The sequence below is a fragment of the Methanobrevibacter sp. genome, assembly GCF_045539575.1.
In the GTDB taxonomy this organism is placed as follows: domain Archaea; phylum Methanobacteriota; class Methanobacteria; order Methanobacteriales; family Methanobacteriaceae; genus Methanocatella.
The window spans coordinates 56,920-83,372 of sequence record NZ_JAZQFM010000028.1; the positions used below are offsets into that span (position 1 = coordinate 56,920).

Here is a 26,453-nt window from a genome sequence, read left to right on the forward strand (position 1 = left end):
CATGCAATATTTCGTTTGAATTTGTCTTTTCCTAATTTTTATATAATATTAAAACTAAAACTTAAATCATAATATATGGTGGTATAATGAGAATTTTATTAATCCATTCTGATTATTTAAATTATAATGTAAAAAACAAAACACCTGTAGCCGAAGAAATCGATGAAGCTTTACATGAAGGCTCCTTCGATGATTCTTTAGTAGTATTTACAAGTGTTGAAAAAGAAGATGAAGATAATCCAGAAGGTATCGTTAAGAACTTAGTTAGTGAAGTTATTAAAACTAATGAACAAGTTAAAGCAGAAAATATTGTATTATATCCTTATGCTCACTTATCTTCTTCATTAGGATCTCCAAAAGTAGCTGTTCAAATCCTAAAAGATACTGAAGAAGCACTCCTAGCTAAAAACTTAAATGTAAAAAGAGTACCTTTCGGATGGTATAAGGCATTTGAAATTTCCTGTAAAGGACACCCATTAAGCGAACTTTCAAGAACAATCACCGCTGATAAGGAAGAAGTAAAAGTTGAAAGGAAACCTTCCAAATGGCAAATCCTTGAAGGAGACAAAATTACTCAAATTGATGACTTTAACTTTGAAAACCATGCGTTCAAGCAGCTTGTTGATTATGAGCTCGGACGTGGTGCATCTGATGAAGGCGAACCTCCTCATGTTAAAATCATGAGAGAAAAGGAAATCTGTGACTATGAGCCTGCTTCCGATGTAGGAAACCTCAGATGGTATCCAAAAGGAAAATTAATAAGAGATTTGCTTGCAGATTACGTTTATGACTTGACAGTAGAGCGCGGAGCAATGCCTGTCGAAACTCCGATCTTCTATGATCTTGACAATCAGGCAATTTACGAGCACGCATACAAATTCGGTGAAAGACAATACAGAACAGACACCAAAAAGAATTTGATGCTCAGATTTGCAGCTTGTTTCGGTGCATTCAGATTAATGTCAGATTCATACCTGACCTGGAAAAACTTCCCTGCTAAAATTTTCGAACTGACCAGATACAGTTTCCGTTACGAGAAAAAAGGAGAAGTTGTTGGTCTTAAAAGGTTAAGGGCATTCACCATGCCTGACTGCCACTCATTCTGTTGTGACGTGCCATCCTCATTAGATGAGTTTTCAGCTCAGACAGACATGTGTATGCAAACAGGCGTAGACCTGAATCTTGACTTTGAAGTAATTTTCAGAGCAACTCAGGACTTCTTTGAAGAAAACGAAGAGTGGATGTATGAAATTGCTCGCAAGTTCAACAAACCTATTCTTTTAGAAATCTTGCCGGAAAGACACCACTACTGGGTATGTAAAATCGACTTGGCTAACATTGACGCATTAGGCCGTCCAATTGAAAACCCAACTGTTCAAATTGACGTTGAAAGTGGTAAAAGATTTGACATCACCTACCTTGGTGAAGACGGCAAACAGCACAACCCTACAATCCTGCACACTTCACCAACAGGAAGTATCGAAAGGGTTTTATGCGCTATGCTTGAAAAAACAGCTATTGAAATCAATGAAAGGGCTCCAATGTTACCTACCTGGTTAAGTCCAATCCAAGCAAGAATTATCACTGTTGGAGAAGCACATGAAGAGTTTGCAGAAGAATTATATCAGAAAATCAACGCTTCAAACATACGTGTGGACATTGACGACAGGGATGAAAGTGTAGGTAAAAAAATCAGAAATGCCGCTAAGGAATGGATCCCATACATTTTTGTCGTTGGAGACAAAGAGGTTGAATCAGGCAAGTTCCAGGTCACCGTACGTGAAACCGGTGAGAAAGTGGACATGACAGCTGAAGAACTGATAGCTGAAATTAATGAAAAATGTGAAGGTAAACCTTTCAGAAAATTACCTTTACCTAAAGATATCTCAAAAAGGATTAACTTCCAATAATTATATTTACAAATAAAAATATATTATAAAATGTTATTATATTACGGAGGAAATTTAATGGACTCAATGTATAGAATTGGAGAAGCTCTTATTGGAGATGGCCCTGAATTAGCACACGTTGATTTATTAATCGGTGATAAACAAGGACCAGTTGGTCAAGCTTTCGCTAATGGTTTATCAAATCTTTCTGTAGGACACACTCCTTTAACAAGTGTAATTAGACCTAACTTAATGACCAAACCAGCTACTTTAATCATTCCTAAAGTAACTGTTGGTGATTTGGATGACGCAAGCAAAATATTTGGACCTGCACAAACTGCAGTTGCAAGAGCAGTAGCTGATGCAGTAGAAGACGGATACATTCCAAAAGATATTGTTGAAGACATTGTAATAAACGTAAGTGTATTCATTGATCCTTCTGCTAAAGATTACAGAAAAATTTATCAGTACAACTACGGAGCAACCAAATTAGCTATCAGAAGAGCAATGGAAGGATACCCATCCATCGAAAAAGTGCTTGCAGAAAAAGACCGTGGAACTCACCCAATCATGGGATTCAAAGTCAAAAAACTTTGGTCACCACCATACTTGCAAGTTGCACTTGACCTTGATAATGAAGCTGCAATGGAAAGAATCATTTCTGAATTACCAGACAATGACAGAATCCTTCTCGAAGCAGGAACTCCACTTGTTAAAAAGTTCGGTGTCGGTATTATTGGAAAAATCAGAGCTTTACGTCCAGATGCATTCATTATTGCTGACTTGAAAACTTTAGATGTTGGTCGTGTAGAAGTTAAAATGGCAGCTGATGAAACTGCAGATGCAGTTGCTATTTCAGGTTTAGGTACTATCGAATCTATTGCTAAAGCAATTCACGAAACTCAAAAACAAGGTATCTACTCCATACTTGATATGATGAATGTTAAAGGATTTGCTGATAAATTAGCATTACTTCCTGATGATTTAAAACCAGATATTGTTTTATTACACAGGAATGTTGACATGGAATCATATAAAGCTGAACATGGTGAAGATACTGGTGACATGACTGAATGGGGTAATATTAAAGATATTAAAGAAATCCTCGGCAAAAAAGGTCTTGTTGCTGTTGCTGGTGGTATTAAACCTAACAATGTTGAAGAAGCTATCGATAAAGGTGCTAACATCATTATTGCTGGTAGATACATTATCGGTTCCAGAGATGTAAGAAGAGCTGCACAAGACTTCTTAGAACATTTCGACCCAGATCCAGACAACATGAGACTTGCTATGGATGAAGATGAAAACATTGAAGTGAATGATAAGTAAATTAGATTTATTCTAATTTACAACTATTTTTTTTTAAAAGGAGTTTTTAATATGGGATTTTGTAATTCTTGCGGAAGGCCTATTGTAAAAGAAGATTATGGAACTAATAAAGATGGAAGCCTTAATGATGAATTTTGCTGTGATTGTTATCAAAACGGAGAATATACAGAACCGGATATAACTTTAGAAGAAATGATAGTCAGAAAAACTAAAGAGATGATGGCTAAAAATGATAGATTGCCTGAGACTCATGCAACTGCTATAACAGCTACTTTTATCCCTGGATTAAAAAGGTGGAATCCTGAGTTTCAAGATGACTATAAAACCCTTTAATTTTTACTATTTAAAATAAATTCTTTAACTTTATTGGCTATATATTCGTCACGGGATTTAGTGTTTTTAATATTGAATAGCTCTTCTTCTAGTTCATTGTATTTATCCACTAAATCATTATATTCAAGACGAAGTGAGTCATAATCTTTTTCTAAATCTTCGTTAAGTTCATACATTTCAGCATAGCTGGTTTTAGTATTGAGATTTTCTTGTTTTAACTGATCGTATTTTGAACTTACCTGATTGTAGCTTTCCTTAATTGAAGAGTGTTCTTCCCTTAAATTGGAGCATTTGGTTTTTAGATTTTTATTTTCTTCTTTAATGCTTGAATATTTGGTTTTCAGGTTTTCGTTTTCGGTTTTGATATTGACAAACTTGGTTTTCAGGTTTTCATTTTCGATGATCAGTTTGGAGTGTTTGTCTTTAATTAATGAATTTTCCTGTTTTAAATCGTTGAGGTTGTCTTCATGCAATGCATTGAATTTGTTTTCCATCTCAGTTAAATCATTATTTTTTTGAGCAAGTTCGGCTTTTAAGTTTTCAATTTCCCTTTGGAACTCTAGCGCAGATGTGCTAGTATTTTCGTCTAGTTGTCTTTCCAATTTTTTCACTTCCTCAACATATAAATAATTTGCAACTTTCAATGCCTGATTTTCTTCTTCCATTTCTTTAAAATTTTCAATTTCTGAGTGGGGGATTATCAATACTTCTTCCTTGTTTTGGTAAATGTCTTCATTTTTAGGCACTGTAATTTGGATTTGTTCAGTAGTGTACTTTTTACGTTCACCGTTTTTCAGAGTTCTGTTGTATTCTCTTGAATATTTTTTTACAATACCTTTACCAACTTTCATATTTGAATCCTCATATCATACTTTGTAGGTTTTTAATTATAAATCTTATCCTATTTTTAAATTGATTTTGCCTTAATTGTTTGTTTTTAATTCAAAAATTTTTTAATGATTGTTTTACAAAGTTATCTTCATGAAAGTTTTTGGTATCTGTGCAAGCCCTCGAAATAATACAACAGAGTATGTTTTAAAAAATGCGTTAAACCAACTTGAAAAGGACGGCTTTGACTGTGAAATGTTTACATGTCAGGCCAAATCCATCAAGCCATGCATGCACTGCGATTACTGTCTGGAGAATAAGAAATGCATCATTGAAGATGATATGGCTGATGTCTACAGAAATCTTCAGGAGGCTGACGGCATTATTTTAGCCACTCCTATTCAAAGCGGAGGCATAAGCAGTAATTTGTCAGCCATTATGGACAGAACCAGGGCACTGGAAGCGATCGACTATAACCTGCTTCGAGGAAAAATAGGCATGAGCATTGCCGTTGGCGGAGACAGGACCGGTGGCCAGGATTTTGCACATCTAAAAAATATTACATATTTTATGATTCATGGGATAATTCCCGTAAGTGGAGGTCCTTTTGGTTCAAATTTGGGAGCTTCATTCTGGTCTGATGATTCTTTAGACAATATTAAAAGCGATTCTTATGGTTGGGAGTCATTAAATCGGACTTTAATCGAATTTGAAAATTTTTTAAATAAGTATATTTAAATACTAAAATTTATTTATATTAATAATAACTAATTTTTAAAGGTATATTATGGCAAATAAGTTAGTAAGAGGCAGTTTGATAATTTTCATAGGTAATATAATCTTCCGTATTGGAGGTTACCTGTACCGTTTTTTAATGGCTACACTATTGGGGCCGGTTAATAATGGTATTCTGGGAACCACAATGTCTGTTCAGGGAATCTTTCAGACTTTAGCTTCCGGTGGTCTTCCTCCAGCTATTTCAAAATATATTGCAGAATATGAAGCTGTCGATGACCATAACATGGCCAGGCAGACCATTTATACGGCATTGAAGATCATGGTTTTGCTTGGATTGGTTTTAGGATTCTTAATGATTTTTGTCATTGCTCCGTTATTGGCAAATAATTTCATGGGTAAGCCTGAAGTAATGGTTCCTTTACAGATTATCGGTCTGATTACCCCGTTCAGTGTTGTTCTGGGCGCATTCAGAGGTGCATTTCAGGGAGTATACAAAATGGAATATATTGTATATACCCGTGCTATCGAGCAGCTTGGAATGATTTTGTTTGCAACCGCATTTGTTTTGATAGGTTTATCTGTTGTCGGTGCACTGTGGGGTACTGTAATCGGTTATGCTCTTGCTGCACTTTCTTCTGTTGTCATATTTAAGTTTTATATGGGAAAATACATACCGAAATATAGTGATGACTTTAAATTCCCATTGCGTGAAGAGCTGAAGTTGGGATGGATGTTAGTTAAATTCGCTATTCCGGTTATCATCACAGCAATTGCTGAAATGCTTATTTATAATATCTGTACTCTTATTATGGGAAGATTTTTAACCTTGGAAAGCATTGGATTTTTCACAGCAGCTGATCCTATTGCCAGATTGCCTTTAATGATTTCTATTTCTGTGGCAACTACAATCCTGCCGGCTTCATCCGAGGCATTCAAACTCAAGGATATTTCAGCACTTCAGAAATATGTCGGCGAATCATATAAGATTTCATTATTGTTTGTAGTTCCTATGTGTATAGGTCTTGCATTGTTTTCAGTGCCTATTTTAAGATTGCTTTACTTCAAGATTCCTGCTTATGCCGCAGGTGCTCCCGCTTTGGCTATACTGTCTGTAGGTATGACATTTTATTCAATATTTGCAATATCAACCAGTATCATTCAGGGTATTGGAAATCCTAGAATCCCTATGTACATTTTGATATTCGGTTCCATGGTTACTGCAGGCCTTTGTTGGATATTTGCTCCAATTTTAGGAATTGCAGGCGGTGCGGCAGCTACAACTATCGCTTGTTTTTTAATGATGATTCCATGCATCTACTTTGTTTTCAAACTGACAAAGACAAAGGCTCCGACCAAGGCAGTTATTAAAATATTGTCTGCAACAGCCATTATGGGTATAATTGGACTTTTGATTCCTAAATCAGTCATATGGTTATTCCCAGGAATATTTGCATGCATGATTGTTTATTTCTTTGCATTAATTCTTGTCAGGTTCTTCACAAAGGAAGATATCGCAACTTTAAGGGAATACTCCTCTAAATTAGGTCCGTTGTCTAAAATTATTAATAAACTATTAAATTTTGTAGAAAAAATAGAATTTAGAAATAAATAACCAAAAAATTATTTATATATCAACTACATAAATTTATCATATTATATAATTGGGGGATTATATATGGCTGATGTGAGAGCAGGTGTTGAATATAAAATCAATGTTGACGGCAATTCCTTCCTGTTAGACAGTAAAAAATATCAACTTTTGGAATTTATATTGGATACAGGATCATTAACACAGGCTGCCAAAGCTGTTAACGTGTCATATAGGACTGCACTGAATTATATTGAAAAGATAGAATCAACACTTAATGTAAAAATTGTTAATACAACTAAAGGTGGAAAAGGTGGGGGTGGAGGCACTACCCTTACAGAAGAAGGATATTCTATTCTGAAAGAATGCAAAAAAATTAACGCTATCATGGAACTTCATAAGGACGTTAATGAAATAGAAGCTGAAATTGTTAATATTAATGAAGTTAAAGGCGTAATGACAATTAAAATGGATGAATTCCAGATTAATGCTCCTTTAAACAGAAAATATGAGATTGGAGATAATATTTTAGCATTGATTAGCTATGATAATATTGTTTTAATGCTGGAACCGCAAACATCAAGTATCCGCAACATTCTCAAAGGTCAAATAGTTGAGATGAGACTTGAAAACGAGATTATTCGCGTTAAGGTCAATGTTGGCAGAGTCATTTTATGCTGTGATATAACTGTTTCAGCAGAAAAAGAATTAAACCTCAGCATAGGTAAAGAGGTTTATATTGGGTTTAAGGCCATGTCAGTAGCTACTTTAAAATTATAGAGTGATTTTATGTTACGAATTTTAGTTGATGAAGATAAATGTATTGCGTGTGGTAAGTGTGAAGAGATTTGTCCGAAAGCTGCTAAAATTTGGAAAGTCACTGACGTTGCACGTATATTGGATTTAAGATATTGTCATGTTTGTACATTATGTGCTATGGTATGCCCTACAAACTGCATTAGAATAGTACGTCCTGGCGAAGAAGTGTAAATGCTTGAAGCTAAAATCAATTAAAATGTAGGTTAGAGTATGACTAGAAATTCGAATGTTTCAAGAAAAACATCAGAAACAGACATTGAAATAAAAATGGATCTGGACGGTAGTGGAAGTTATAACATTTCCACAGGTGTGAACTTTTTTAATCACATGTTGGAGTCTTTTTCAAAGCATAGTATGATTGATTTGGACGTTCAGGCTGTAGGTGACATTGAAATAGATGATCACCATACTATTGAAGATGTTGGAATATTGCTTGGAGAGGCTTTCAGTGAAGCCATAGGCGATAAAAAAGGTATTAAAAGAATGGCGCATGCCATCGTTCCTATGGATGAATCTGTCGCTACTGTTGCAATTGACATCAGTGGTCGCAGCTATTGCAACATGAAACTTGATTTCAAAAATGAAAAGATAGGTGACATGACCTCCGATATTGTTATTCACTTTTTCGAATCATTCGCAAGCAGCGCAAAAATAAATATTTACGGTACTGTTGAAGGCGCTAATGATCATCATAAGGCTGAAGCTATCTTTAAGGCATTTGCTAAAGCTTTAAAAGAAGCTGTAAAAGTAGAGCATGATCAGATTCCTTCTACAAAAGGAGTATTATAAATACTTCTTTCTTTTTTTTAAAATTTTGATAAAATTAGCTAATATTATAAAACTGTTTTTTAGTTTGGTGTGGTTTTCTAAAAAAAATAAAAAAATAAAAGTAGTAATTAAACTACTTATTCTGGTTTTGAAATTAATTCTGTTTTACAACCTGGGTTTCCTTCTTTCATGTGAGGGGTTCTTAAAACAGTATCATTTGCTTTTTCGATTTCTCTTGCTTCTTGTGCTAATTTAGCAGCGCATGCAGCAATTTCGTGAGCAGCAGCTACTAATGGGATGAAGTTTTCGAAACCTTTAGTCATGAAACAACCTTTCATGTCTAAGTTAGCAACAGATCCAGCCATTTCGTATGCAGCAATAGCTTTTGCTTTTGCGTATGGGTTTGCGAATCCGCCAGCTTCTGCAGCTTTTTCAGCAGTAATGATGAGTTTAGGTAATTCAATTTCACCAGCTTCAGCTTGTGCAATTACATCGTCAATGGTTTTTTGTACTAATCTTAAAGCACCGGTTTCTGCGAGTACTTTTAAGATGTCAGAGTTAAAGATAGCCATTTCAGTTGGGTCTAACCATTCTCTTTTTGCACCAATCATTGGGTCAGACATTACAATAATGTAACCTAAACCTAGTTCGTCCATTTCATCTTTTTTACCTATACCAGGTGCGTCACCGATGATAATAGCAGGAATGTCTTTTTCAGATAATAATTCTCTTGCTTTAGCTGGACCAGGTGCTCCTGGGTTTGGGCTAATGAAGATTGCGAAGTCAGGTTCGAAAGCGTCTATTTTAGGAACAACGTCTTCTACTTGTTCTGGGTTCATTTTTGCTCCAGATCCAAAGGTTCTTACATCGATATTTGGTCTGTCTGCTCTTTCGTCTAACAATAGGTCAATTACTGGTGAAGTACCAATATTACCACTTTTAATAATAGCAATTTTAACTACCATAATTAAATCTCCTTTTTTGATAGTTATAATTTTAATTCAAAAACTATTTAAATTTTATTATTTAATGTTTTTAACTATTGTATTAATTATTTTCATGAATATTGTTCATCATATTAATTTATCAGATAAAAACATGTACGGTTTAATAAAATTTTTCGATTTTGTTATGTAAAATTGTGTTAAAATAGAGCCGATTTTAAAAAAATTTTCTTTAAAAATTGATGATAGTGTTGACTAAAAGTTAAGAATTTTAAAAAATTAGAATGAGTGGTTCCGACGAGACTCGAACTCGTGATCCCCTCCTTGTAAGGGAGGTATCATACCACTAGACCACGGAACCAACAAATAGTATTATGGATTTACTATTATATATACCTTTCTATTTTTCTAAATTTAATTAGGAAATTATATTAGTTAATAATATTATATCTATAATTACAAAATAATTTGAAAGTGATATCATGGCTTGGGACGATAAAGAAACTAAAGTTTGGATGGACGGAGAATTTGTTGAATGGAAAGATGCAAATATTTCAGTACTTTCTCATGTTGTCCATTATGGTACCAGTGTATTTGAAGGTATTCGTGCATATGAAAATGAAAACGGCGTTGCTGTATTTCGTCTAAAAGAACACGTTCAACGTTTATTTGATTCAGCAAAAATTTATAAAATAGACATTCCGTTCACACAGGAAGAAATTGAGGAAGCTATTTTAGAAACTCTCCGTGTCAATGATTTGGGAGCATGTTACATACGTCCGATTGTATTTAGAGGATATGGAGAATTAGGAGTAAATCCATTAGGATGCCCTGTAAATGTGGTTATTGCCGCTTGGGAATGGGGATCCTATTTGGGAGAAGAAGGTATGGCAAACGGTGTGGACATCGGAGTGTCCTCCTGGAGAAAACCTGCACCTGACACCTTCCCTGCACTTGCAAAATGTGGTGCTAACTACATGAACTCCCAATTAGCAAAACTTGAAGCTATCGATAACGGATTTGACGAAGCAATCATGCTTGATTATGAAGGTCACGTTTCTGAAGGTAGTGGAGAAAACATTTTCCTTGTTGAAGGTGAAAAGTTATTCACTCCTGCAATGTCTTCATCCAACCTCAAAGGTATTACAAGAGACACCATCATGACTGTCGCACGTGATTTAGGTTATGAAGTAGTTGAAGAAGTCATTTCAAGGGAAAGATTATACATGGCTGATGAGGTATTCTTCACAGGAACTGCAGCAGAAGTAACTCCTATCCGTTCAATTGACCACAGACAAATAGGAATCGGAAGAAGAGGACCAATCTCTGAAAAATTACAAAGCACTTTCTTTGATATTGTCGAAGCCAAAGTTGAAGATAAATACAACTGGTTAAGTTATATCTAAGCGGTGTAATTTATGGATATATTTCAGGGAATTATAATTGGTATAGTTCAGGGGTTAACTGAATTTCTGCCGGTTAGTAGTTCAGCACATTTAGTGTTTATCCAAAACCTTTTGGGTGTTGAAGCAGATCTTGCTTTCGACACTTTTCTTCATTTGGGAACTTTGATTGCCGTTTTATGGTTCTTCAGGTATGACATTATTAAAATGCTCAGTGCTTGGATTTTAAGTTTACAAGACCTCATTCAAGGAAGATTCAAGGAAGGTTTTTACGCTGACCCATATAAAAGGCTTGCCTGGTATGTTATATTGGGTACCATTCCAGTAGGTGTCGTCGGACTATTATTTGAGGATTCTGTTGACGCTTTATTTTCAGGCGCATTGTATGTTCCGGCATTTTTCCTGTTCGTAACAGGTACAATTCTTTATTTATCCCAAAGGATGGCCAGCGGAAATGTTAATCTAAATAACATCACTAAAAAAGAAGCATTATGGATGGGATTAGGTCAGGCATGCGCTATATTGCCGGGTCTTTCACGTTCAGGTACTACAATAGCTGCAGGTCTTACAATAGGTCTTGACAAGGAATTTGCTGCAAAATTCAGTTTTATATTGTCTATTCCGGCTATTTTAGGCGCATTTATCTTACAGGCTAAAGATATTGGATCTGCATTGGATGTAAACTTTTTACCTGTGATTTTAGGTTTCATCGCATCAGTCATTGCGGGATATATTGCTATTAGATGGATGCTGGACTTAATTAAAAACAGAAGTTTGGATATATTTGCTTACTACTGCTGGATAGTTGGCATAGTTGTATTCATGGGCTCAATTGCTCATATATTTTAGATGTAATTCATTTACATCCTTTTTTTATTTATTTTAAAATTTTATGTGATGTTGTAAAATAAAAAAAGGTAGAGATTAAATCTCTATTTGCATACTTTTTCTATTCTTTTTCTAAGTTTTTCCTGAGAGTTTCCTAAAGCCAGTGCGGTATACATTGCACCTCCGGCTCCGGCTCCCTCTTTAACAAATCCTTTCAGGTAATTTTTCAATCCTTCGTGTTCTGATTCTTCAAATTTAGGGTCAACCACATTAACGGTAATGTTTTCATCAATCTGTTTTAGTATTCCGAATAAATCTGCGGTCTCATCACCGGCTACAAATACTGTGGTAGCCAGATTTATTCTTGAAAAATCGAAGTTAGGCTGCACTGATTTTATGATTGCGCATGCTGCAGCCATTTGTGTTCCTCCGGCCATGATAATTGGGATTTCGGAACCTAAAATTATTCCGGCTATTGCAGGTAATGTAGGGTCACCCACTGCAGCAATTGCCTGGATTGCGTCAATGTCATCTGTTTCAGGGTCAAGTCCTGCATTTTTCAGCCCTTCATCCACGACTTTTGTTTTCATGTCATGAGGGTTATGCGGCATGCTTCCGCTTACCTTTTCGTTAGCGTCATAGCCCAATGCCCTTAATACTCCCAATGCTGTTGTGGTTCCGGCTGCAATACTTTCTCCGATGATAAGCATTTCATGTCTTCTTGATAATTCAGCTCCCAAATCTTTTGCGTTTTCAAAGATTTCCAATGGGTTCAATACTCCTTTTCCGGTTCTTATGTCTCTTCCGTATTCTTTTCCGAGATTTATGTATTGCACGTCAGGCTTGATTTTGGAGCCTGCATCAACAATAACGAATGGGATATTTGAAAGCTGCAATGCTGCTTTTGTAAGTCTTGCAGGGGTTGGCGCTGCGGCATCTCCCACTACGGTTTCAGCAGGTGCTTCACAACATCTGACTTCGCCTAAAACCATAAATTCCACATCTGAAGCGGGAGTGTATTCTGTTAAATCCGCTGAAGGACCCGCTCCTGAAATTCCATCAATAAGTGAAGTTTCAGTGGTTCCTATTGTAAGTAAAAATACCGGATCATCACATTCCTGCAATGTTTTTGTCAAGTCATTTGATCCGTAAGTTGTAATTCCATCAATCATTGTTTTCACCTAATTTTTTAAGCATGTCAATAATAATCTTGTTCTGATTAATAATTTTCTTGTTTTGAAGCATGATTTTCTTTAGCATTTCCATTTCCGGAAGCTCATCATCTCTGAAGAATTCTTTTCCGTCCCTTGCTCTAGGCGGAATTTTAATCTGGTCTTTTGGAGGCAGTGTTGTCTTTTCATCTGACCTTGGAGGTATTACTCCTCTTGATGCACTGTCCTCATTTGAAATGAAGTCCACATACCTGTGTGTGACCTCTTTTTTTGACCTTTCGTCAAGCAATTCCATCAGTCTGTCGTCGACCTCTTTAACACCGTGGAGCTGTTCCTGCTCGACTTCATGCAATAGTCTTTTTTGAATATTATATGCATTGTAAATTGCAATTCCACGAGTTTCACATTCGTTTTTGAACATTTCACTGATGTTAATGTCTCCTGTTAATTTTTTAACCCTTTTCTGTTCCGGAGTATTTGCGCTATAAAATCCCATGCTTTTACCTATGTTTTTTAAATTTAAAAAATATTTTTATATTTCAATTTATTAAATAATAATTAATTAATTTTTTTAGTTGATTATCTTGATAAGTTTGGGAATTGAAGGAACTGCGGAAAAAACCGGTGTAGGTATTGTAGATAGTGATGGAAATATATTAGCTATGGCTGGAAAACAGCTTTTTCCAGAGGAAGGGGGCATTCACCCGAGAATAGCTGCAGAGCATCATGCAGAATGGATTCCTAAACTGATTCCACAGGCCATTGAAGAATCAGGCCTTTCATATGATGACATTGATTTGATTTCATTTTCACAGGGTCCCGGTCTCGGGCCTGCGCTGAGGATTGTTGCAACATCTGCAAGGACTCTGGCATTATCTCTAAAAAAGCCGATTATAGGTGTTAATCACTGCATTGGTCATGTTGAAGTCGGAAAACTTGACACTGGAGCTGTCAATCCGGTTTCACTTTACGTAAGTGGAGGTAACAGTCAGGTAATTGCTTATGAAAGCGGAAGATATAGGATTTTCGGTGAAACCCTTGATATAGCCATCGGCAACTGTCTTGATCATTTCGGCCGTGAAACAGGTTTGGGCCATCCTGGCGGACCTGTTATTGAGAAACTGGCAAAGCAGGGCTCATACATTGACCTTCCGTATATAGTAAAGGGTATGGACTTTTCATTTTCAGGACTCCTCTCAGCCGCATTGAGGGAACATGAAAGGGGAACTGCAATGGAGGACATTTGCTTTTCACTTCAGGAAACCGCATTTTCAATGCTTGTTGAGGTTACAGAACGTGCTCTTTCCCACACTCAAAAGGATGAGGTTATGCTTTGCGGAGGCGTTTCAGCAAATTCACGTTTAAGGGAAATGCTTAAGACAATGTCTGAAGAGCATGGCGCCAAGTTTTACATGCCTGAAATGAAACTGTGCGGGGACAACGGTGTCATGATTGCATGGCTGGGTCTTTTGATGTATAATGAATTCGGACCGTTGGATTTGAAGGATACAGGAATCATTCAGAAGTTCAGAACAGATGAAGTTGACATCCCATGGATAGACAACACCAAAAGCTATCTGACATTGAGCGATGATTTGATTGCAAAGGGTGCCGAATCCAACATTGTCAAATCCGGTTATTTGGGCGAAAAGGCAGTTTTAAAGGATAGGATTGTTAAAAATTACAGAATTCCGGAAATCGACAATAAAATCAGACGCGCAAGATGCAAGCTTGAAGCCAAGCTATTGTCCGATGCAAAAAGGGCAGGTGTAGTAACTCCTGTCTTATATGATGTTGATTTGGAAAACAAGTCTATTTTGATGGAGGAAATTGACGGAGTCATGGTCAAAGATATCATTGATGAGGACTTGGCCTTTAGAATGGGTGAAAACATTTCCAGACTTCACGAAGCAGACATCATTCACGGTGACATTACCACATCCAATATCATGCTTAGGGATGACCAGCTTGTTTTCATTGATTTCGGGCTTGGAAGACATTCCAATCTTGACGAGGACAAGGCAGTCGATTTGCTTGTTTTGAAAAAGTCCTTACAGAGCATTGACTATAACCTTGCTGTCAGGTACTTTGACTGTGTCCTGAAAGGCTACGGCAACGAATCAATCATAAATACGATATCCGATATTGAGTCTCGTGGAAGATACACCCACTGACCTTTTAACCATCATCTATAATAAAAATTAATTTCATATTTAAAAATATGATAACATTTATAACTGGTAACGAACATAAAGTTAAAGAAGCAGAGAACATTTTCAAAGATTATGACATTAACTTAAAGCATATTGATTTAGGTTACACAGAACCTCAGGGAACTCTTGAGGAAGTGGCCATATCAGGCGCAAAATATGCTTGTCATGAACTTGACTGTCCTGTGATTGTTGAAGATGCTGGTTTATTCATTAAAGCTTTGAATGGATTTCCGGGAGTGTATTCCCATTATGTTCAGGATACTATTGGAAATCAGGGAATTTTAAAGTTATTAGCAGATTCAACTGACCGTTATGCCGAATTCAGGTCAGTTATTGGGTACTGTGCCCCCAATTCTGAGCCCAAGACTTTTTTAGGCAAGGTGTCAGGTGAAATCGCAGTTGAAGAAAGAGGAGATTTAGGATTTGCATTTGATCCACTTTTCTATGTTCCTAGTGAGGGCAAGACCTTTGGAGAACTTACAACTGATGAAAAAAACCAATTTTCACATAGAAAAAATTCTTTAGAAAAATTCATAAAATGGTATTCTTCTAAAGAGTAGTTTTACTTAATTGGGCTTATTTAAGATTTAAAAAATTTAAAGAGGTTTATATTATGGCAAGACCAGAATGGGTAACTTACAGTGATGAAGAAATTGAAGAAATGATTTTAAAATTTAACAGAGAAGGTAAAAGTACTTCCGAAATCGGTATTGTATTAAGAGACCAATACGGTATCCCTTCCGTTAAAGATGTAACTGGTGAAAGAATTACTGAAATCTTAAGAAGAAACGGTCAAGCTGGCGACTACCCAGAAGACTTACTGAACTTAATCAGAAGAGCAGTTAACATCAGAGATCACTTAGAAGAAAACCCAAAAGACTTACACTCAAAAAGAGGATTAACTATCATTGAATCCAGAATCAGAAGATTAGCTTCTTACTATGTAAGTGAAGGTAAATTACCAGAAGGATGGAGATATAATCCAAGAGAAGCAGCACTCCTTGTTAAATAGAGCTAGTGAAGCTTGCAGTATGCTCAAGGAGCATATGGAAAATGATACTGTTATAAGATTAATTTCTCATAACGATGCTGATGGAATTTCTGCAGCTGCAGTTATAGCTAATGCTTTGGCTGAAGAGAATGTTCAATTCCACACTACCCTTATCCCACGTCTTAAGGAAGATATCGTAAATCAGTTAAGAAGTGAAAAATATGACCTGTTCATATTTTCAGATATGGGAAGTCCATTCATTAAGGAATTTAACACCTATAAGCATGATGTTATAGTTGCAGACCACCATCAAGTTAATGATGTTGAGGCAGACAGCAACGTTGTCCACGTGAACCCTCACCTTTTCGGTGTAGACGGAAGTAAGGACTTATGCGGTGCTGGATCTGCTTACTTGTCCATTCGTGATTTGGACAAGAAACACTTAGCTTATTATGCTTTGGTTGGTGCATTCGGAGATATGCAAGGTCAAGGTGGATTTACTGGCGTAAATAAAATGATTCTTGACGATGCACTTGCCAGTGGTAATTTGGAAATCCATGAAGGTTTAAAGATTGTTTCAAAATCAACAGAACCAATTTTTAAATCTCTAGCTTACACTTTTTCACCGCCTCTTCCAGGAATCAGTGGAGATTTGGACGGCGCTCGTGAATTTTTAGAGCGCATGAACTTATCTTACGGTATTAAATTCACTGATATGGAAGACGAGGAAAAGGATTTATTGAAGGAAGCCTTGGTTAACATCAATCCGGATATCTTTGGGGACTGCTATACCGTAGCTCGTCAAGCTCCAATGCTGCGTGATTTGGAGGAATATTCCTATATTTTGGATGCATGCGGTAAGAATAAGAAGCAAGGATTAGGATTGAGCATTGCTTTAGGTGAAAAGGACCAGGCGTTAGATGCGGCTTTAAGATTGCAACGCCAGTACCGTGACCAGATTGTCAAAGGTCTTGAATGGATTAAAAGGGAAGGCGCTCAACAGCTGAATTCTATCCAGTACCTGTACAGTGAAGATAAAGTATTGAAATCTGTAATGGGAACTATTGCTAGTATAGGATTGTCAGTTGAGCTATTGGATGATTCCAAACCTGTTTTAGGACTTTCAAGGCTTCACAATGACATTAAAATTTCCGGTAGGACAACAAGGGACATGGTTGCAAAAGGCGTTAATTTAGGTAAGGCCTTACAGGATTCATCCAATAACTTTGGAGGCAATGGTGGTGGCCACGATATTGCGGCTGGCGCTATGATTCCATTTGAAAGTAAAGATAATTTCTTGCACTTAGTTGATGAAATGGTAGAATATCAATTAAATGGGGATTAGTATGTTTTTAACAAATGAAGAACAACAAATGTGTGATGGGGAATTCGGAGAGACCATTAGAAAAAGTATGGATATCCTAGTTGCATTAGGAGATATCTATGGCGCTTCTAAATTGGTCGACATTACCTCTGCACAGGTATCTGGTGTTTCCTATAAAACTATCGGGGACGCCGGTTTAGAGTATCTTGAAGATTTGGCACTTGATGGCTCTGGTAAAGCAACCATTAATGCATCATTAAATCCGCCTGGAACCGATTTGGATAATTGGGAAAAACTTGGCTTTCCAAAGGATTTTGCAATTAAACAGAATCAGATTGTAGATGCATACGCAAATCTTGGTATTTCAAAAACATGTACCTGCACTCCTTATTTGGTTGGTAATGTTCCAAGATTCAGGGATCATGTTTCATGGTCCGAATCATCAGCTGTTGCTTATGTCAATTCTGTAATCGGTGCTAGAACCAACCGTGAAGGAGGACCTGCAGCTCTTGCAGCAGCAATTGTCGGAAAGACTCCTTTATATGGTTTCCATTTGCCTGAAAACAGAAAAGCAAATCTTGTTGTTGATGTAAAAACTGAGCTGAAAGGCGCTGATTTCGGTGCATTAGGCTACATTATCGGTAAAGTAGTTGGTGGAGGAGTTCCTTACTTCAAGATTCCGAACACTCCAAACAACAATGACCTGAAAACCCTTGGTGCGGCACTAGCTTCATCAGGTTCAGTTGCGCTTTACCATGTTGAAGACGTTACTCCTGAGCATGATTTAATAGATTGTGCCGAAATTGAAGATATAATGTTCATATCTGAAAAGGAAATTCAGGAAACCCGTCAAAAATTAACAACCACTGACAGAAAACCTGACCTGATTTGTTTGGGATGTCCTCATGCATCACTTGAAGAGATTAAGCAAGTGGCAAGTATCGTACAAGGAAAAACCATTAAAAATAAATTATGGATTTGCACATCAGTTAGCGTAAAAGCAACCGCCGACAGAATGGGTTACACACAAATAATCGAATCTGCAGGTGGAAATGTCGTATGTGACACCTGTATGGTTGTAGCTCCTATTGAAGAGATGGGCTTTGAAGTAATTGGTGTAAATTCAGCAAAAGCAGCAAACTATGTTCCATCAATGTGTGGACTTGATGTTGTTTATAATGATGTAGAAAATCTTATTCAATTCGAATAAGTTTTCTAAAATTCTTTTTTTTAATTTTAGCTTATTTTATTACAAAAAACTTTTTTTCTCATTACCTTTAAATTACATTAAATCAATAAATTATACTAATAGAAATTGTGAGGAAGACTTTTTATGAATTATTTAGTTGTTGGTGCCGGAAATGCTAGTAGGCCCGTTGCAAGATTGCTTAATTATTTGGGCCATGATGTTGTAGTAACTGATTTGAAAGACATATCTGAATTCAAGATTGAGTTTCAAAGAAGTTTAATTGAAATGGAAAAAGAGGGCGTTATCTTAGATATGGCAAATAAAGACCCTTCAGTCGATGGTTTTGATGCTGTTTATATGCCTCCTACATTGCCGGAAACTGCTCCAATAGCTAAAAAAGTTAAAGATTCAGATTTAAAAGTTTTAACTAATGAAGAATTTTCTAAAACCGTTAATGATTTGATTCCAGTGGATATCATCGGTATTACTGGAACCATGGGTAAAACAACAACCACATTCATCACTACAAGTCTTTTCAAGCAGGCAGGCTATAAGGTATGGTCCTGTTCATCCTTGGTAAACAACCTCGTTTCAGAAGCAATAATCGATGGTATTGTCAAGGGCAAGGCACAGGATTGTGACATAGCTATTTTTGAACTTCCTCATGGAACTATCGGCCTTTTAAACAGGCTGGACATTAAAATTGGTCTTTTAACAAACATTGCAGAAGACCACCTGTCTGAATTCGGAGGCTCACTTGAAAAATACCAGCAACGTAAAATGGTCTTGCAGGCGATGAGTGAAACATTTATTGCAAACAATTCCTGCCGTGAGATAATTGAAAGCGTTCGTGATGATGCTATTTTCTATGCATTGGATGAGGATGTTGATTTCAAGGGAACTGCAGGCGACAAGTCATTGACAATCAAATCAAAGGATGTGGAATTTACAACCCCATTCAACATGATGAGCTATTTCTTTGAAAACTCTGTTGCTGCATCAGCGGTTGCACTAACCTATGGAGTGGACCAAAAGGACATCATTGATGCTTTAACAGTATTTAAGGGATTGCCTGCACACATGGAAGATGTGGGAGATTATAACGGAAGAAAAGTAATTCTTGATTCCGCATTTTTATATGACGGAATGAAAATCACACTTGACTATTTCAAAGACGAAAGTGTGGTTCTGTTCTTGGATCATTTTGATACATTATCTGTAAGGGACAAGGCGGAAGTCGGTGAGCTGGTAAGCAACTATGATATCAAGGTAGTAATTGCAAGCGGATTTAATGAAGTTACTCAAGAGGTGGAAATGGATGCTGCCCAAGAAATCCTTGATGCAATCACAAATCCTGATATCGAAAAGGTGGCTGTTGAAAACATTGAAATAGCTGCATGTGAGACCTTCAAATACTCTGAACCTGGAGATATCATCTTGCACATGGGTCCTCTTATAGCATATGACAGACTGACTACCGTTGAAAAAATCATGAAAGGACTTGACGAAGGGAGTAAGAAATATGAATAAGAATAAGACCTTTGGAGTTATAGGCGTATGTGGCGCAAATGGCAATCTAATTGCCAGAATTCTAAAACAGAGAGGATACGATGTCATAGGCACTGATTTGTCATTTAAAAAAGATTGCCGATTTGCAAAGGCTTTGGAAGGTTATGACATAGAAGTTTTTTATGGAAAAACTCCTGAAACATTCTTCAAAAAGGCGGATTATATAATTCCCCCTGCAAGCTTGCCTAAGGATTCTGAGGTTTTAAGGAATTGCGATAAACCTATTTTGGAATTGTGCGACATCATTGATATGATAAAGCCTGAAAAGCCGGTATTTGGAATTACCGGAACCAACGGCAAGACAACTACCACAACATTGCTTAAAAAAATCGCTTATGATAATGGAATTAAACCATGCGAACATGATTTGGAAGGCATGCAGGGCAATGCAGAGTTCATTCCGATTTTACAGTCAAGACTTGATGGTGATGTGGGTATTTTGGAAGTCGGAACCTTCGGCGTTCCGGGCACAATCGGAAGAATTGTTAAAAATACCGAAATGTCCTCCGGTCTGATTACAAATATCACTCCTGATCATTTAAATGACCTTGGAAGCTTTATGGACTATGCTAAAGTCAAGGCCGAATTCATTGAAGAGTTAGGTCTGGGACAGCTTATTGTCAACGGACAGGACCCTACCATAATGGGACTTTTAAAAGAGCTTGACTTTAAAGGCGAAGTCATCACATTCGGAGTTGATGAGCTTCCGGATTCCATTGGTATGAAGGAATGCGTCTGCGGTGAAGAGATTGCAGTTAAGGAGATAATTTCCGGTTGCGGATACTACTTCTGCAAATGCGGAATAACCACTCCTCAGGTTGACTATATTGCAACAAATATTGACTTGCCTAACAGGACATTTGATTTGCACACTCCAACTGAAAAATTAACAGTTAAAATGGGTGTCGACGGACTTCACAATGTTTACAATCTAACAGGGGTCATTATTGCAGCTCATAAATTCCTTGATTTACCTTATGATAAGATATTGCCGTCAATTGCAAGTTTTTCTGGCGTAAGCGGTAGGATGGAAGAAGTTGCCAAAGTCAAAGGAAAAGACATTTTCGTCGATTACGCTCACAATCCTGCTGGTGTGGAAACTGTATTGAAAGAATTTAAAAAATTGTTTGGGGACTTTACAACTGTTATCACTGTTTCATCCGAATCAGGGTATGTTGGTGACATTGACATATTCAACAGCGTTTTGAAATTCTCAAAGTTCATTGTTCCGGCATCAGTTGCTTCCCAAAAGATAGCTTTGGAAAAGTTAAGAGCCAATCCTAAATTGAATGACAGGATATTTTTAAATCATGTTGATGACTTTGAGAAGAAAGGAACTCTTGGAGCTTCCGAAGAGGAAGTGCGTGACGGGTTAAGAAAAGCTCTAAACCTGGACTGTGAAATGGTTATTGCTATCGGTGAAGCCGCTACCAAGTTCAAGTCAATAGTTTTCGAGTTATAATTCACAATACGTGAATTAAATATTTTTATTTTTTTTAAAATATTACTCTTCAAATGCTCTCACTAACTCTTTATAAATGTTAGAAATTAATATCATAATAGGGTTATTGGTATACTCATTTTTAAAAAAGAAGGTTGAATTATGACTAGTTATATTTCACATCCTTTAATTAAGAAAAATTCAATTGAATCAAGATTATATCAGCAAGTTTTAGCTGGGGATGTATTAAAGAAAGGAAATACGATGGTGGTTGCACCTACTGCATTAGGTAAAACTATTGTTGCAATTCTTGTTGCTGCAGATAGGTTGCATAAGGTAAAAAATTCAAAAATACTCATTCTTGCACCATCAAAACCGCTAGCTATTCAACATGAGGACAGTTTTAAGGAGTTTTTGACACTTCCATGCGCTTCAATAACAGGTGCTGTAAAAACTGATGAGAGAGTTAAAAGATGGGAAGAGTCAAGAATCATTTCCGCAACCCCTCAGACTGTCGAATCTGATTTGTTAAATGGACGTTATGACCTGAGTGATGTTTCATTAATTGTTTTCGACGAGTGCCATCATGGAGTTGGTGCTTATTCATATGTATATTTGGCGTCCCGTTATGTTCAGGAATCCAACTACAATCTGATTTTAGGCCTCACCGCTTCACCGGGGTCTGATAAGGCAAAAATAAAGGAAGTCTGTGAAAACTTATACATTCAAAATATTGTCGTTAAAACAGAACAGGATTCAGATGTTAGGCCCTACTTCAATCCGGTTGAGATTGACTGGGTCAGGGTGAAGATGAGCAGTGAACTTGAAAAAATCAAGAAATATGTTGATAAGGCTCTGAAGGTAAGATTGAAAGCCTTAAAGAATATGGGCATAATCAGGACTGTTTCAGTAGGTAAGGCGGATATATTAAAGGCAAGAGGAAGAGTTCAGGGAGAGATTGCAAGGTCAGTCAATCCCGATAAGGAACTGTTCCAGGCAATTTCAATTTTAAGTGCAGTAATCAATATCCAGCACTCACAGGAGCTGATTGAAACTCAGGGTGTTCAGACTTTCAATAAATATATTTCACGCCTTCGCAAGAAAAAGACCAAAGCCGCCAAATCCCTGATGTGGGATGACAATTTTGGAAGAGCGGTGAAATTGGCCCGCGATGCTGAAAGACACGGATGGGAACACCCTAAATTAAGGGAAGTGACCAACATCCTTAAAAAGGAGCTGGGCAGTGACGACGGTCAAACCAAACTCCAGTCCACAAGATTCAAGGATAAGGATGAAAAATCCTCTAAAATCATTGTATTTACACAATATCGTGATACACTTGAAATGATTCATCAGAAACTTGAAAAAGAGGGTATTAAATCAGCCAAGTTCTTCGGTCAGGCTTCAAAGGATGGTGAAAAAGGTCTCACCCAAAAACAGCAGAAGGCAATCATAAAATCTTTCAGAATGGGGGAATATGACGTATTGCTCTCAACAAGTGTTGCCGAAGAGGGTATAGACATTCCTGCTGTTGATTTGGTTATTTTGTATGAACCGGTTCCATCTGAAGTTCGTATGATTCAAAGAAGAGGAAGGACAGGCCGTAAAAGAACCGGTAAGGTAAAGGTCCTTATAACCAACGGAACAAGGGATGAAGCTTATTACTGGTCCAGTGTCAGAAAAGAAGAGCATATGAAATATCAGCTGATTGATCCTAAAGTTTTAGAGGAATTAAACGCTTCTGCTGTAGAGAGAATGGAAGACCAAAAACGAATTAAGGTTTTAGACAGGCCAAAGGTTGAGCAAAGCAAGCCTGTTGTTTATGCCGATTCAAGGGAAGGCAATTCCAAAGTTATTAGGCATTTAACCGAAATGGAAATTGATGTCAAGGTTCGTTCTATGGCTGTCGGTGACTATCAGGTTAGTGATGACGTTGTCATTGAAAGAAAAACCGCCAAGGATTTTGTTGATTCAATAATTGATAAGAGGTTATTCAAACAGGCACGTGAACTTTCTGAAGAGTTCAAGCGTCCGCTTCTGATTTTGGAGGGGGATGATATCTATAATGGTATGCTCCATCCGAATGCGGTAAGGGGAACTCTCGCATCCATAGCCATTGATTTCGGAATCAGCATTATTCCTACAAGAAACTCTGAAGATACTGCCGCTATGATAAAAAGAATTGCGGTTCGTGAGCAAAACGGTGAAAAAACTCATATTCAAATCAGAACAGACAAAAAACCTGTAAGTTTATGGGAACAGCAATTGTTTATTGTTGAGTCACTGCCTAATATCGGTCCGGTCAATGCCAAAAACCTGCTTCAGCATTTCGGCAGTGTGGAAAAGGTAATCACCGCCTCTGAAAGTGAGCTTCAGGAAGTTGAAGGTATCGGTAAAAAAACTGCTAAAAATATCAGAAAAGTAGTTGAATCAAAATATTTGTATTTCGAAAAAGAAATTAAAGAAAAAAAACTTCTTTAATTTAGATTTTAAAGTTTTTTTTCATATATTCATAACTTTTTTTAATGGAATCGTAATCATTTACCTCGATGATGTAGATGCCATCAAAATTATTTTTCTCTAGAGTATTGATTATGGTGTTTAATTCAATAGAGCCTTCACCTAATGCAAGGTGTGAGTCATCATCACCAAAATTATCATGGGCATGTATGTGTTTAATTGAATCAAAATACATCTCGTCTGCGGAATATCCTGCATGGTTTGCATGACCGATGTCCAAGGTCATTGGCATGTCAAGTGAAACAAGCAGTTCATTCAGCTCATACATGTTTTGATAAATCATGGATGGGAAATTAGGCATGTTTTCAATTGTTGTCATTACGCCCAGATTTTTTGAATATTCCCCAAGTTCTTTGATTGAGTTATTTGCTGTTTCGATAACCTGTTTCGGGAAATATTTGTTAGGTAAAAATGAGGTCAATCCCGGATGGACTACAACGGATTCACAATCAAGTTCATTGGCCAAATCTATTGACTCCTTGATTTGATTTATGGAATTCAATCTGCTTTTGTCCTGCAGGGATGCGATATTGACGTCCATAAAAGGCGCATGAATTGTATATTTGAGATTATAACTTTCCAATGTGTCAATGTCAAGATTCTCACAAGGGAACTGATGTACCAATTCCACATATTCAAGGCCTAACTCTTCAATAAATTCCAATGTTTTTTCTAGAGGGTATTCAATTCCCGCTAAAGCTGATGCACCAATTTTCATATTATCACTATTTTCTAATCGCTGTAATTTCCAATCCCATTTCAATGGCTTCCAGGATGAAATCGGACAATTCAATTCCGTTTTTAATTTTTATTTCTCCCTTTTTGGAGGTTGTTGCTGTAAGCAAGTATTCTCCGCTGATTAAAATGTCGAAGTTTTGCCTTCCGTTTTCACGTCCAAGCTCCAGAATCATCTGTTTTCTGGTGTGGGTGATGTCAACTTCGATAGGGGTTTTGTCAACAGGCTTTTCATCAATTATTTCAACGCCCAGACTTATGCCTATGTCACGTTCAATTTCTGCAATTCTTTTACCGTTCTTTCCTATGATTTTTGGAACGTATTGATCAGGAATGTAAATGTTTGCCCTGTCTGGTGAGATTACTTCTACGTCAACTTTCGCCTTTTTAGGGAGAATTCTTTTGATTTTTCTTAAAATTTCCGCCTCAGCAATCAGGTCAACTGAAGATTTGCGGTTTTCTTCACTTCCGCCGTTGTTAACCAGATCTATGTCCATAACGATGGTTTGCTCACCGTATGTGTAGATTTCATTTTTAAGCTCTCCAGTTTCAAAGTCCCTGACTTCAATAACAGGTCTTGCAAGGTCTGCCTCTTTCATTCCTGACGGAACCTTAACGGTCATTTTTGTTTCATAAACGCTTGTGACTTTACCGTTTTCAATGTAGATGCTTGTATCCACAATTGACGGAATCACTCCAAGCTCAACCCTTGAAGCTATTCTTTGAATGGCGTCTATCGGGCGTGTTGCATGAACGACACCAATCATTCCAACACCTGCAAGCCTCATGTCTGCAAAGATGTTGAAGTCGGTATTTTTCCTGAGCTCATCGTAAATGGTGTAATCTGGCCTTACAAGCAATAACACGTCAGCAGTATTTTCCATGCTTCCTTCAAGCGGAGCATACTGTGTAATCTCATCTGGAAGCTGCAAGTCCCTTGGTGATTCCATGGTCTTGACAACTTTGTTGAGCTTTGATGAATAATATTTGGCAATTGCTTGAACAAATGTTGATTTACCCGCTCCCGGTGAACCTGAAATCAGTATTCCTTCTGCACTGGTTCTGATTCTATCCAAAAGCTTATCTGACAGGTTGTATTCATCCAAGCTAATATTTGCAACTGGTCTGACTGCAGTAATTTCGAGACCTTCCGCAAAAGGAGGATAGGCAATTGAAATCCTGTATTCTCTTGACTGAACAACAAATGAGCCTTCCTTTTCAGATTCCAGATAGGTTTTGGAATCACTTTTTGCTTTGTCAAGGATTTCATCCATGATTTTTTTGAGTTCTGAGTAAGTGTAAGGTTTATCACTAAGTTTTACAAAGTCAATGTGTCCAGGAACTCCTTTTTTAGCCATCGGGGCCACGTTTTCCTTCAAGTGAATGGACATGGTCTCGTCATCGAAGAATTTTTCAATGGATAACCTTTTTTCAACATATTTCTGTTCATAAAATATTACCGGAATTCCCTGTGCCTTGGCCACTTCTGCCTGCACCTTGTCGTTGGTTAGGAGTGTTCCGAATTCAGATCTTGCAAGGTCACGGATAATGCTGTCGATTTCTCCACTCTTAGCGTATTTGATATCGTAATTGGTCGGACGTTTTCCTTTAAATGTTATGGCCAGTTCGCCGTCGTCCTGCATTTCCTGCAACTTTTGGAGTTCGCTTAATCCTTTTATTCCTTCAGACCTTTTTGCATTTGCCTGATGTTCAAGTTCGCAGACAACCGCTTCTGGCACTATAATTTCCGGATAGTCATAATCTCCATTTTCTATTAATTCGCTTACTGCACCAATTATGACTGCACTGGTGTCTGGAATAATACATTTCAT

General features: G+C 37.1%; 24 protein-coding genes and 1 tRNA gene. 18 read left to right on the top strand and 7 right to left on the bottom strand.

Annotation, left to right across the window (positions count from 1 at the left end):
* Positions 1 to 86: 86 nt before the first annotated feature.
* The 3 genes from ACKI30_RS03070 to ACKI30_RS03080 all read left to right on the top strand — a co-directional run bounded on the left by ACKI30_RS03070 (position 87) and on the right by ACKI30_RS03080 (position 3,551).
* Positions 87 to 1,910, top strand: coding sequence for a threonine--tRNA ligase (locus ACKI30_RS03070; RefSeq protein WP_407409793.1), 1,824 nt, complete (start codon positions 87 to 89; stop codon positions 1,908 to 1,910).
* A 66-nt stretch (positions 1,911 to 1,976) separates the two neighbouring features.
* Positions 1,977 to 3,218, top strand: coding sequence for a bifunctional 5,6,7,8-tetrahydromethanopterin hydro-lyase/3-hexulose-6-phosphate synthase (locus ACKI30_RS03075; RefSeq protein WP_292739148.1), 1,242 nt, complete (start codon positions 1,977 to 1,979; stop codon positions 3,216 to 3,218).
* A gap of 51 nt (positions 3,219 to 3,269) precedes the next feature.
* On the top strand, positions 3,270 to 3,551 hold the full coding sequence (locus tag ACKI30_RS03080) for a zinc ribbon domain-containing protein (protein ID WP_295161726.1): 282 nt from the start codon (positions 3,270 to 3,272) through the stop codon (positions 3,549 to 3,551).
* Here ACKI30_RS03080 and ACKI30_RS03085 read toward each other — a convergent pair.
* Complete coding sequence (locus ACKI30_RS03085) at positions 3,548 to 4,402, bottom strand: phosphoserine phosphatase (protein ID WP_407409795.1); 855 nt, start codon at positions 4,400 to 4,402, stop codon at positions 3,548 to 3,550. The two genes, ACKI30_RS03080 and ACKI30_RS03085, sit on opposite strands and share 4 nt — an antisense overlap.
* A gap of 130 nt (positions 4,403 to 4,532) precedes the next feature.
* Here ACKI30_RS03085 and ACKI30_RS03090 point away from each other — a divergent pair, with 130 nt between their 5' ends.
* The 5 genes from ACKI30_RS03090 to hisB all read left to right on the top strand — a co-directional run bounded on the left by ACKI30_RS03090 (position 4,533) and on the right by hisB (position 8,313).
* Positions 4,533 to 5,117, top strand: coding sequence for a flavodoxin family protein (locus ACKI30_RS03090; RefSeq protein ID WP_407409797.1), 585 nt, complete (start codon positions 4,533 to 4,535; stop codon positions 5,115 to 5,117).
* A gap of 49 nt (positions 5,118 to 5,166) precedes the next feature.
* The gene (locus ACKI30_RS03095) at positions 5,167 to 6,729 is read left to right on the top strand and encodes an oligosaccharide flippase family protein (protein WP_407409799.1); all 1,563 of its coding nucleotides are present in this window, start codon (positions 5,167 to 5,169) and stop codon (positions 6,727 to 6,729) included.
* A gap of 63 nt (positions 6,730 to 6,792) precedes the next feature.
* Positions 6,793 to 7,485 carry a TOBE domain-containing protein gene (locus tag ACKI30_RS03100; protein WP_407409800.1) on the top strand — a complete coding sequence of 231 codons (693 nt, stop codon included), beginning with the start codon at positions 6,793 to 6,795 and terminating at the stop codon, positions 7,483 to 7,485.
* A gap of 9 nt (positions 7,486 to 7,494) precedes the next feature.
* Positions 7,495 to 7,695: a 4Fe-4S binding protein gene (locus tag ACKI30_RS03105; RefSeq protein ID WP_407409802.1), complete on the top strand. Its 201-nt coding sequence runs from the start codon at positions 7,495 to 7,497 to the stop codon at positions 7,693 to 7,695.
* Between the two features lie 39 nt (positions 7,696 to 7,734).
* Positions 7,735 to 8,313 (top strand): imidazoleglycerol-phosphate dehydratase HisB, encoded by a 579-nt coding sequence (gene hisB / locus ACKI30_RS03110; protein ID WP_407409804.1) that lies wholly within the window; start codon positions 7,735 to 7,737, stop codon positions 8,311 to 8,313.
* A 116-nt stretch (positions 8,314 to 8,429) separates the two neighbouring features.
* On the opposite strand, the gene ACKI30_RS03115 is transcribed toward hisB, so the two are convergent.
* Both ACKI30_RS03115 and ACKI30_RS03120 read right to left on the bottom strand, forming a co-directional pair.
* Positions 8,430 to 9,257, bottom strand: coding sequence for a F420-dependent methylenetetrahydromethanopterin dehydrogenase (locus ACKI30_RS03115; RefSeq protein WP_407409806.1), 828 nt, complete (start codon positions 9,255 to 9,257; stop codon positions 8,430 to 8,432).
* A 268-nt stretch (positions 9,258 to 9,525) separates the two neighbouring features.
* Positions 9,526 to 9,597: transfer RNA gene (locus ACKI30_RS03120), tRNA-Val, on the bottom strand.
* Between the two features lie 121 nt (positions 9,598 to 9,718).
* Between ACKI30_RS03120 and ACKI30_RS03125 the strand changes: the two genes are divergently transcribed.
* Both ACKI30_RS03125 and ACKI30_RS03130 read left to right on the top strand, forming a co-directional pair.
* Positions 9,719 to 10,642: a branched-chain amino acid transaminase gene (locus ACKI30_RS03125; RefSeq protein WP_407409808.1), complete on the top strand. Its 924-nt coding sequence runs from the start codon at positions 9,719 to 9,721 to the stop codon at positions 10,640 to 10,642.
* A gap of 12 nt (positions 10,643 to 10,654) precedes the next feature.
* Positions 10,655 to 11,488 carry an undecaprenyl-diphosphate phosphatase gene (locus tag ACKI30_RS03130; protein WP_407409810.1) on the top strand — a complete coding sequence of 278 codons (834 nt, stop codon included), beginning with the start codon at positions 10,655 to 10,657 and terminating at the stop codon, positions 11,486 to 11,488.
* 83 nt (positions 11,489 to 11,571) lie between these two features.
* Here the strand turns inward: ACKI30_RS03130 and cobT are convergent, their stop codons facing one another.
* The gene (cobT, locus tag ACKI30_RS03135; RefSeq protein ID WP_407409812.1) at positions 11,572 to 12,639 is read right to left on the bottom strand and encodes a nicotinate mononucleotide-dependent phosphoribosyltransferase CobT; all 1,068 of its coding nucleotides are present in this window, start codon (positions 12,637 to 12,639) and stop codon (positions 11,572 to 11,574) included.
* Positions 12,632 to 13,135: a hypothetical protein gene (locus tag ACKI30_RS03140; RefSeq protein ID WP_407409814.1), complete on the bottom strand. Its 504-nt coding sequence runs from the start codon at positions 13,133 to 13,135 to the stop codon at positions 12,632 to 12,634. The genes cobT and ACKI30_RS03140 overlap by 8 nt, the downstream gene beginning before the upstream one ends.
* A gap of 79 nt (positions 13,136 to 13,214) precedes the next feature.
* Here ACKI30_RS03140 and ACKI30_RS03145 point away from each other — a divergent pair, with 79 nt between their 5' ends.
* From ACKI30_RS03145 to ACKI30_RS03180, 8 genes are all read left to right on the top strand, one after another.
* Positions 13,215 to 14,813 (top strand): bifunctional N(6)-L-threonylcarbamoyladenine synthase/serine/threonine protein kinase, encoded by a 1,599-nt coding sequence (locus ACKI30_RS03145; RefSeq protein ID WP_407409816.1) that lies wholly within the window; start codon positions 13,215 to 13,217, stop codon positions 14,811 to 14,813.
* Between the two features lie 47 nt (positions 14,814 to 14,860).
* Positions 14,861 to 15,412: an XTP/dITP diphosphatase gene (locus ACKI30_RS03150; RefSeq protein ID WP_295161698.1), complete on the top strand. Its 552-nt coding sequence runs from the start codon at positions 14,861 to 14,863 to the stop codon at positions 15,410 to 15,412.
* 53 nt (positions 15,413 to 15,465) lie between these two features.
* Positions 15,466 to 15,864, top strand: coding sequence for a 30S ribosomal protein S15 (locus ACKI30_RS03155; protein ID WP_407409818.1), 399 nt, complete (start codon positions 15,466 to 15,468; stop codon positions 15,862 to 15,864).
* On the top strand, positions 15,854 to 17,188 hold the full coding sequence (locus tag ACKI30_RS03160) for a DHHA1 domain-containing protein (protein ID WP_407409820.1): 1,335 nt from the start codon (positions 15,854 to 15,856) through the stop codon (positions 17,186 to 17,188). The genes ACKI30_RS03155 and ACKI30_RS03160 overlap by 11 nt, the downstream gene beginning before the upstream one ends.
* Before the next feature lies 1 nt (position 17,189).
* Positions 17,190 to 18,377 (top strand): aconitase X, encoded by a 1,188-nt coding sequence (locus ACKI30_RS03165; RefSeq protein WP_407409821.1) that lies wholly within the window; start codon positions 17,190 to 17,192, stop codon positions 18,375 to 18,377.
* A 123-nt stretch (positions 18,378 to 18,500) separates the two neighbouring features.
* Positions 18,501 to 19,886: a Mur ligase family protein gene (locus tag ACKI30_RS03170; RefSeq protein WP_407409822.1), complete on the top strand. Its 1,386-nt coding sequence runs from the start codon at positions 18,501 to 18,503 to the stop codon at positions 19,884 to 19,886.
* Complete coding sequence (locus ACKI30_RS03175) at positions 19,879 to 21,387, top strand: Mur ligase family protein (RefSeq protein WP_407409824.1); 1,509 nt, start codon at positions 19,879 to 19,881, stop codon at positions 21,385 to 21,387. The genes ACKI30_RS03170 and ACKI30_RS03175 overlap by 8 nt, the downstream gene beginning before the upstream one ends.
* A 141-nt stretch (positions 21,388 to 21,528) precedes the next feature.
* On the top strand, positions 21,529 to 23,847 hold the full coding sequence (locus tag ACKI30_RS03180) for a DEAD/DEAH box helicase (protein WP_407409826.1): 2,319 nt from the start codon (positions 21,529 to 21,531) through the stop codon (positions 23,845 to 23,847).
* Position 23,848: 1 nt separating this feature from the next.
* On the opposite strand, the gene ACKI30_RS03185 is transcribed toward ACKI30_RS03180, so the two are convergent.
* The gene (locus tag ACKI30_RS03185) at positions 23,849 to 24,604 is read right to left on the bottom strand and encodes a sugar phosphate isomerase/epimerase family protein (protein ID WP_407409828.1); all 756 of its coding nucleotides are present in this window, start codon (positions 24,602 to 24,604) and stop codon (positions 23,849 to 23,851) included.
* Positions 24,605 to 24,611: 7 nt separating this feature from the next.
* A complete protein-coding gene (locus tag ACKI30_RS03190; RefSeq protein ID WP_407409830.1) occupies positions 24,612 to 26,453 on the bottom strand; it encodes a PINc/VapC family ATPase in 1,842 nt (613 codons plus the stop codon).